Source organism: Oleiphilus sp. HI0086, from assembly GCF_001635225.1.
Map to the genome: position 1 here is coordinate 1 of NZ_LWFZ01000732.1, position 5,890 is coordinate 5,890.

Genomic DNA, 5,890 nt, shown 5'->3' on the forward strand with positions numbered 1-5,890 from the left:
AGAATTATGAGCGCATTATTAGATATTAGTCATATAGATATGGTCTTTCCGACACCAAAGGGGCCGTTCACAGCGCTGCAGGACGTGAGTTTACAAATTAAAAAGGGCGAGTTTGTATCGCTTATCGGACACTCGGGTTGTGGTAAGTCAACCGTTTTGAACGTTGTCGCTGGCCTACATCAGGCAACCAATGGCGGTGTAGTTCTTAGCGGCAAAGAAGTGACAGAACCAGGACCTGAGCGAGCCGTTGTCTTCCAAAATCATTCTCTATTGCCGTGGTTGACGGCGTATGAAAATGTTGAGCTGGCCGTTAAGCAAGTATTCGGAAAAACTAAGTCAAAAGCAGAAACTAAAGAGTGGGTAGAACATAATCTTCACTTGGTTCATATGGATCACGCTATGTATAAGCGTCCTGACGAAATATCAGGGGGTATGAAGCAGCGTGTGGGTATCGCTCGTGCTTTGGCGATGCAGCCAGAGATTTTGTTAATGGATGAGCCATTTGGCGCGCTAGATGCCCTGACCAGGGCGCATATGCAAGACTCCTTAATGGAGATCCAGAATGAGCTGAATAATACCGTTATTATGATCACCCATGATGTTGACGAAGCAGTTTTGCTGTCAGATAGAATTGTCATGATGACTAATGGCCCAGCGGCAACGATTGGTGAAATATTAGATGTTGGTCTTGAACGCCCTCGTGATCGATTGGCCTTAGCAGAAGACCCAGAATACGTTCACCTTCGATCAGAAGTTCTAAAGTTCCTGTACGAAAAACAACGAAAAGTTGAACCGATTAGTGCCTCAGTAAAAAAAACTAAAGCTGCCTCAGGTATTGCGGCAGCGTAAGACAAGTTAATCATTACTCCCGTTTACAATGGCGTAAACATAGGGGGTAGGTGGACAACGGCGTTCACAAGTAATGCGACACGAGAAAACTGTTGAGTAGAGGCTCAGTAGTTATCTCACAGCGCATTGTTTGTGAGCGCTTTTTTAATGCCTTAAGAATTAGTAAAGCCATATTTATAGCGAGGGTCACAGCATAAACAAAGAATGACTGACTTATGCTTGGCCTTTAAAAAAGTAACTAGGAGATGTAAATGAAAAAACGTTCAATTAGCCTATTAAGCACAGCAATCGCTACGATCATTGCTTCGAGTAGCGTTGTCGCTGCACCAGAAACGATTACTGAGGCGATTACAGGTGGTAAAGCCTATGGTGACTTGCGTTTACGATATGAAAGTGACGACCGAAGCAATGACACTGATTCAGATGCCTTAACCCTACGTACGAGAATCGGATACAAAACGGCAGAATTCAAAGGCTTTACTGCACTGGTCGAGTTTGAAGATAGTCGTGAAGTTTTGGGGATTGAAGAAGCGGACGATGATGCATTAATTCTAGACTCAGAAGTAACTGAGCTCGATCAAGGCTTTATTCAATATAAGAATGACATGGTGACAGCAAAACTAGGGCGTCAAGTGATTGCCTTGGACGGTCAGCGTCATGTAGGTCATGTTGGTTGGCGCCAAGATCGCCAGACTTTTGATGCGGCGAGAGTTACGGTTAAGCCAATTGAAGGTCTTACTTTAGATGCATCCTATATTTATAAAGTAAACCGAATTAACTCAGGTGCCTTTGCGGATGTCGCTGATACTGATATAACACTATTAAATGTTGCTTACCAAACTCCCTTTGGTAAAGCTGTGGTATACAACTATGAGATCTCAGGAGAGCCTTATGGTGCCGCAGATGGTTGGGATGAGCTATCAACAATTGGTGCAAGTTTTACCGGCTCAACATTAGCAGGTGAAGATCTGAAAGTTTCATATGCTCTAGAGTATGCTTCGCAAGATAATGAAACGAAAGATGCCAGTATGGATTATATGATGGCTGAGGTTGGCCTAACTGCGTCAGGAGTGACAGGCAAGCTTGGGTATTCGTCCTTAGGATCTGACGACGGCAATCAGTCGTTCGCGACACCTTTAGCAACTGTTCATAAGTTTGAAGGTTGGGCTGATGCATTTCTAGGTCAGTCCTTGTTTGGTGCGGGTGGCGGTAATGGTGTTGTAGACACTTATGCTTCAGTCTCAGGTAAGTTCGCTGGTGTAAAACTGGTGGGTGTTTACCATGATTTTGAGACCGATGAAGGCAGTGCTGACGCGGGTAGAGAGATAGATCTTTTGGCAGTCAAAAAGTTTAATAAAACCTATAGCGGAGGCCTGAAGTATGCTGATTACTCGGCACCTTCTGGCGGTACTGATAAGTCCGTAATGTGGGCGTGGGTTGGAATGAAGTTCTAAAGTCTGACACATAACTATAAGCCGTTAATAAGACTTCAGGGTCTTATTTTGCTAGCCTGGTGCCGTACCCGTCGCGGGTTGACAAGACTTTCCTCTTGTTAATTCAGGCTAGCTTTTTTCGGTTTTTTATGTGGGCTAGAGAGATACTCTAGCAAGGCTTCGAGCTTCATTGCTTCATGGAATAAACTTCCTTGTGCGTAGTCGCAGCCATGGCTTTTTAAGTGTGCAAGCTGTAAATCATTTTCAACGCCATCAGCAGTAACAGAAAGTTTCATCTGATGAGCCATACTAATAATTGCATTGCTAAAGTTAGTGTTTGCCTGATTTTCAGGGAGACCATTAAGGTAGCGTTGGTCTATTTTTAAGGCGTGAGCCGGAACTTGTTTCAAGTAGCTCATTGACGCATAGCCTGAACCAAAACGATCGATGATAATATGAACGCCCATATCTTTCAGTTCTTTTAGACGACCAATCACTTCGGGCTTTTGGTCAACGAAGCACTTTTCAACTACCTCGAAATGCAGGTATTTAATATAGTTCGGGTGTTCGGAAAATAGCGCTCGTACTTCAGAAACAAAGTAACGGTCTTTAAGTTGTCTAGGCGATATGTTGACACTAAAGCTAATATCTTTGATGCCTTCTTTAAGTAGTCTTTGGATATCTTTTACAAGCTGTTTTAGCACCCAGTTACCGAGAGGAATAATGCTGCCTGCATTTTCTGCTATCGAGATAAAATCATCGGGCATACGAATATCTTCTTCAGTGTATTGCCAGCGTAGAGATGCTTCTACGCCTGAAATGCTTTGATCTTTTAAATCGAGAATCGGCTGATAAACCAAAAAGAAGTCTTGGTTTTCAATGCTGTGCTGAATTTCCTTTTCTGTCTTTATTTTATAGCGGATCTCGTTGTTCATATCTTCAGAGAAGAATTGATAATTGTTTCTGCCGCTTTGCTTTGCCTGATACATAGCGATGTCGGCATTATTAATAAGGTCAGTGTCATTAAGCGAGTCTTCAGGGGTGACGCTAATGCCAATACTCGCGGTGATAAAGACTTCCTGAGTGTCGATGATCACGGGAGATTCAAAAGAGTTGATTATATTCTGTGTTACTTTACTGGCATCTTCGTAATTCTTAATGTTGCTTAGTAAGACTGTAAATTCATCACCACTGATACGAGCAATGCTATCGTTTTGCCTTACATGCTCATTCAAGCGCTTGGCGACGGATTTTAGAATCTCGTCACCGGCCTGATGACCTAGGGAGTCATTAATGGTTTTGAAGTTATCTATATCAATAAACAACAATGCAGCTTTTACCATATTACGTTTGGCATTTTGAATTGCTGACTCGAGCCTCTTCTGGAATAGTACCCGATTTTCTAGACCTGTCAGCGGGTCGTATAAAGCCATACGTTCCATTTCATCGTGATGATTCTTGATATCGGTGATATCTTCGAAAGTAATCACATAGTGAGATATTTCTGAGGTTTCTTGATAGGGATGGCTTTTAAGCAATGAAATACTGGTCTTCATCCAATGCGTGTCACCATTTGCATCGGTGCACTTGAGTTTACTCTGAATCAGACCTTCGGTATTAGGCGATAAGCTTTGTGTACTCAACTCCTGAGAGGAGATCGGGGGAAGGGAAAGTTTGTTTTCCAGTATCGAAATTGGCTGCCCCTCCAGCTTCATATCACAGCTACCAGTAAGCTTTAGAAATGCCTTACTGGCATAACTAATTGTGTGCTCCTTATCTATAATTAATACTGTACTATCACTACTCTCAATCGCTTGGGATAAGAGTTGCAGTGATACTTCACGCTTTTTACGCTGATTTATTTCTTCCGTAAGTTCGTAGTTTATTTTGTTGATGGTTTCTGTTCTGGAAATTATTCGTTTCTCAAGCTCAGTGTTGAGCGTATGCAGCTCATCCTCTTTGTCTTTTAATTGTTTAGTATAAACAATTAATTCCCGATTAGCCTTGGTGAGATACATTGTTTTCTCACTAACAGCGCGTTTCAGGTTTTTATTGACATAGAATAAGATTGAAATAAAGGCTGCGCCAATAACAAATATAATACTGGAAACTTGGAGTACCTGACGCGTCAGTTGGCTGGCTTCATTTAGTTCAGGAGAGTAAATGAAACGCTCGTGGTTCAATTCGCCAGTGCTCATGCCAAGATCGGTAAACGAGTCAGCGATGTGCTGCCACCTTCCTGGGTTCATGTGTCCCAGATCCACCAGTTTGGGAACGATTAGACGAATGGTCTCCTGAGCTTCATGGCGGAGTTCTTCAATGCTGAGTTCTGATTGATACTTATTCTTGATGAGCTCAATAAGCTCATCTGGATTCTCAATAGCGTAACGCCAGCCGTCAATACTGGCTTTTCTAATGGCTTTCACTTCATCGCTATGCTCATCAACTTTAGACTCTGTGCTAAATAACACGTCTCCGTAATAGTCTATTCCGTAAACACGAGGGTCTATAAGGTTGTATTCGACACCTCTTTGTCTCAGCTGGAAGGGTTGATCGGTTATATAACCAACCATTGCATCGACTTTTTCATCGATTAAATCCTGAATATTGTAGGATAAGGGCACCGACTCAATTTGTGACTCATTAATCCCTTCTTTCTTTAACAGTCCTAACGTATTTGAACCGTAATGTCCCTCTGGGTACATCACGCGTTTACCGATTAAGTCTTGTGGAGTTAGCAGATTATTCTTCTTTAAAGTCATCAATACGATTGGCGAGTGTTGAATAATGGCTGCTAATGCGACGAGAGGATTGCCGTTCAGGTGATAGAGCACAAGCTCAGCATTGGCTATGCCATAATCAGCCTTACCCTCAAGCACTTCTGTGATGGGGTTTATATCAGGACCGGCAGCTCTGATCTCGACGTTGTAACCGGCATCTTGGTAATAGCCATTTTCCAGGGCTGCGTAGAATCCTGCAAATTGAAATTGGTGTTTCCACTTCAGTTGTATACTGACATTTTTGAGTGATGGGCTGAGATGCTCATCTGCGTAAGCGCTTGTGGAGCCAATCAACATACTCAGATACAGAAGAAAGAATAACGAGACGGTTGATGTGCCTCTAGCAACCCGTAGCGCTATACTGGGCAATATCTGTACGTGGGCGTTGCTTGCTTTCTTTGTTATGTTATTCAAAGTTAAAAGTCTACTGGTTAAAGGTAATAGCCGCGTATTTGGAAGGCCAAAGCAATCTTTTAAGTGTAGTTCAAAAAAACACCAGCTGCAGAGTTACGAGCTTAAAAATAATGTAAATTTATTGGCGGAATTATCAGGTATTAATAAGTCTTTGTGCCAGATCAAGGCATTGGATAAGAAGTTTGTTCATAGTATGAGTTATAGATTTTGTTTTGAAGCTGATTCAGAACCCCCTGTGTCAGGATAGTTGTCGCCTCTGTTAATTTTTAATAATTGAATAGGAGGCGGTAAGAGAATATGAGTGAAGCATTATTCAAAAGAGTTTAAAGAAGCCATTGTTAAGAAGTGGCTTGAAAGTGGGTTATCATTAAGAACGTTTTCAGCCCAGGAAAACATAAACCTATCCACCTTGTA

General features: G+C 42.2%; 3 protein-coding genes. 2 read left to right on the top strand and 1 reads right to left on the bottom strand.

The genetic code is table 11. From position 1 onward, the window contains the following. Nucleotides 1-6: 6 nt before the first annotated feature. Both A3756_RS12230 and A3756_RS12235 read left to right on the top strand, forming a co-directional pair. On the top strand, nt 7-849 hold the full coding sequence (locus A3756_RS12230) for an ABC transporter ATP-binding protein (RefSeq protein ID WP_068553593.1): 843 nt from the start codon (nt 7-9) through the stop codon (nt 847-849). 251 nt (nt 850-1,100) lie between these two features. After that, on the top strand, nt 1,101-2,303 hold the full coding sequence (locus A3756_RS12235; protein ID WP_068553591.1) for an alginate export family protein: 1,203 nt from the start codon (nt 1,101-1,103) through the stop codon (nt 2,301-2,303). Between the two features lie 98 nt (nt 2,304-2,401). On the opposite strand, the gene A3756_RS12240 is transcribed toward A3756_RS12235, so the two are convergent. Beyond that, nucleotides 2,402-5,476: an EAL domain-containing protein gene (locus A3756_RS12240; protein ID WP_156490439.1), complete on the bottom strand. Its 3,075-nt coding sequence runs from the start codon at nt 5,474-5,476 to the stop codon at nt 2,402-2,404. Nucleotides 5,477-5,890: the final 414 nt, after the last annotated feature.